At 45.7% G+C, this 3,556-nt stretch carries 3 protein-coding genes; all 3 read left to right on the top strand.

The window, feature by feature from the left end:
• The first annotated feature begins 112 nt into the window (after nucleotides 1-112).
• Entirely contained in the window at nucleotides 113-400 is a 288-nt protein-coding gene (locus tag A7967_RS21885) for a putative phage tail assembly chaperone (RefSeq protein ID WP_064436107.1), read from the top strand.
• A 23-nt stretch (nucleotides 401-423) separates the two neighbouring features.
• Nucleotides 424-567: a DUF6890 family protein gene (locus A7967_RS23760; protein ID WP_439951194.1), complete on the top strand. Its 144-nt coding sequence runs from the start codon at nucleotides 424-426 to the stop codon at nucleotides 565-567.
• Nucleotides 568-570: 3 nt separating this feature from the next.
• Nucleotides 571-3,556: phage tail tape measure protein (locus A7967_RS21890; protein WP_082916360.1), on the top strand; the 2,986-nt coding region annotated here is incomplete at its 3' end.

Here is a 3,556-nt window from a genome sequence, read left to right on the forward strand (position 1 = left end):
CCAAATGACTTTGATGAATTTATTGCTTTGTGTGAGCAATCAGCAGCCAAGTATGGCCCTTATTTTACCTACACACTGCTAGAGCAAGCAGATATTAAAGAGAGTATTGATCATGGCGTTTGAGAAACACATTACATTAGAAACCCCCGTTGGCGACATTACATTTAACGTCAATGGCGCTGACTACAACAAATACATTAACTCGACTCAGCCGAACAACAAAGTGCAGCCAGCAACTAACTTTTTGCTAAACACCGTGGTTGAAGCCGACGCTAAAAAGCTCAAAGAGCTGGTACAGCAACCAGGTGCCGCCTTGTTTTTAGTGGGTGCCATTGTTGAAGAATACCAACCCGAGTTTAATTTTACGGTAAAAAAATCGAAAGCCGAGCCAAGCAAATAGGCAAAAGCAGGCTTGATCAGTTACTGGCATACCACGCTAAATATTTTGGCAATGTAGCAGTCACTGATGAGAGCTTGGCACAGGCGCTTTACCTTGAAACATCACAGCAAGAAAACTTTGTAACCGCCGTAAATAACGGCATTTGCACAGCATTAGGCGGCGAGTAATTAATGGCAACACTCAGCAAATTAGACAAGCTTACTTATTCAATTGGCATCATTGACAAAGTCACTGGCCCGGTTAATAAAGTCATGGCTAAAATTAATCAGCTGAGCCAGCAAACCGCCGCCGCCCAAGACCAAATGATGCGCGGCGCAGCCACAGCCGTCGGTGGTGGTTACGCCCTTGCAAAATCACTTGCGCCGGCAATTGATCACGTTGCCGCGTTGGGCGAGGTGCAATCACTGGGCGTTACCGACGACGCCTTGCAACAACTGACTAAAACATCCTATAAATTTGGTTTTCAATTTGGTGGTAACTCTGCAGAATTTGTTCGCAGTGCGTACGATATTCAATCAGCCATCAATGGCTTAAATGGGTTTGAGCTATCCGAGTTCACCAAAACATCAAACATATTAGCCGTAGCGACCAAGGCGGATGCGGCCACCATCACCAGTTATATGGGCACCATGTATGGCATCTTTGAAAAGACCGCCAACAAAATGGGTAAAGCGAACTGGGTAAACCAAATAGCAGGGCAAACCGCCACCGCCGTACAGCTATACAAAACTACGGGTGCAGAAATGCAAGCCGCGTTTTCAAACCTTGGGGCAACCGCTACCAACATTGGCTTAAGCTCGGCTCAACAATTCGCGTTAGTCGGGGAGCTACAACTGGTTGCTAAATCAGGCTCTGTGGCTGGTACGCAAGCGGCTTCATTATTACAAGGGATTGGTAAAGCGCAAGATGCATTAGGCATAAAATTAACCGCTGATAACGGCGACATGCTCGCGATTGATGTGGTGCTAGGGCGTATTAATAACCGCTTATCTTCATTGGGCTCTGTAGCGCGTGGCGATGTGCTGACCCAAATATTTGGTAAACAAGGTGCAAAAGCTGTTGATGTACTCAGCACGAAAGTAGATAAATTAAAAGACGGCATCACCGTTTTTGAAAACGTGCAAGACAACTCCAAAGCGTTGGAAATGGCAAACATCATTGCCAGCCCATGGGATCGTTTAGGCGGTTCATTTAATGCAGCGGCTACCGCAATGGGTAACCGCTTATTGCCTGTGGTTGAGCCGTTCGTTGAAATACTCGCCGCCGGCTTTGCGGGCATTGTGTCACTGACAGAGCGATTCCCGTTTTTATCCAGCGTGATTGCAACGCTTGTTGTGGTTATCGTCGCGCTGATCACGGTGCATGGCATCATTATTTTTACGATGGGCCTGTATAAAATGGCGCTTGTTTCAAGTGCCGCGCTAACAGGTAGCTTAACCTTATTAACAAAGCTATGGCAGGGGGCGTTAATCGCACTGCGTGTATTGGGCTTTTTATCACTCATTGCCACGATGGGCGCGGCGGCCATTGCTATGGGCACATTTAAAGCGGTTATGCTCGCAGGTCAAGCAGCAACGTGGTTATTTAATGCGGCGCTTTGGGCAAACCCAATTACATGGGTGGTAGCAGGTGTTATTGCGCTCATCGCAGCAGTTGGGGCGCTTATTTATTACTGGGATGATTTAGTGGCTGCGTTTCAAAATACCGCATGGGGAAAAGTATTAATGGCGGTATTTGATAGTGTGAAAGCGGCCTTTAATGGGGTAATTGATAGCGTTAAATGGGTGCTTGAAAAACTCGGCTTGATTGACGATACAGAGGCAAAAATAAAAACCGAGGCAACCTCAACACACGAAAACATTAACCGTGCTCAGCCTAAAAATTTAGTTATGCAAAATGCAGATCAAGCGTTTAGCCGCGACTACGGCCAATCCGTGATCAATAAAGCCGCGCAAGTACCAGGCAATACAGCCAGCACTCACTATGCTGCTGTGAGTGATATTACGCATTCAAATCGAACGCAGTTAAACGCAGGCCAAACGAATAATGCTATTAACTCAGCATTACAAAACAGTCAGGTCATTGAGCAAACAAATAACGCGCGGGCACAAACCAACGGGTTAAATAACAGTGCCATAAATTCAGTTGTAGCGAATGCACACACCAACGCAGTAACCACAGCCGCAAACGATACTGCTTATTCAACAAGCGCTAAAACGGCCAACATCAATAACAGCGCTATTAACTCGGCTGTTAACGATGCGGTGTATTCAACAAGCACAGCAATGAGCAATGCAACTAACCCAACATTGCAAAATAGCATTGCTACAAACCAAGCAAATAACACGCATGCACAAACCAGCGCGTTAAATAACAACGCCGTAAATTCAGTTGTAGCGAATGCTCCAACCAACGCAGTAACCACAGCCGCAAACGATGCTGTTTATTCTACAAGCGCTAAAACGGCCAACATCAATAACAGCGCTATTAACTCGGCTGTTAACGATGCGGTGTATTCAACAAGCACAGCAATGAGCAATGTAGCTAACCCAACATTGCAAAATAGTCTTGCTACAAACCAAGCGCATAGCACGCTTACTCAAACCAGCGCGTTAAATAACAATGCCGTAAATTCAGTTGTAGCGAATGCTCAAACCAACGCAGTAACCACAGCCGCAAACGATGCTGTTTATTCTACAAGCGCTAAAACGGCCCACATCAATAACAGCGGTGTTAACTCGGCTGTTAACGATGTTGTGTATTCAACAAGCACAACAATGAGCAATGCAGCTAACCCAGCATTACAAAATAGCATTGCAACAAACCAAATAGATAGCGGGCTTACTCAAACCAGCGCGTTAAATAACCGCGCCATTAACTCGGCTGTTAACGATGCGGTGTATTCAACAAGCACAACAATGAGCAATGCAGCTAACCCAGCATTACAAAATAGCATTGCTACAAACCAAACACATAGCGGGCTTACTCAAACCAGCGCGTTAAATAACCGCGCCGTAAATTCAGTTGTTGCGAATGCTCCAACCAACGCAGTAACCATGGCTGCAAACGATGCTGTTTATTCTACAAGCGCTAAAACGGCCAACATCAATAACAGTGCTATTAACTCAGCATTACAAAACAGCTCAGTTACACATA

It is taken from the genome of Pseudoalteromonas neustonica (assembly GCF_001653135.1).
GTDB classification, from domain to species: Bacteria; Pseudomonadota; Gammaproteobacteria; order Enterobacterales; family Alteromonadaceae; genus Pseudoalteromonas; species Pseudoalteromonas neustonica.

Excerpts from the sequence above, each read along its gene's own strand:
- A7967_RS21885 (WP_064436107.1), top strand. The coding sequence starts at position 113 with ATGGCGTTTGAGAAACACATTACATTAGAAACCCCCGTTGGCGACATT.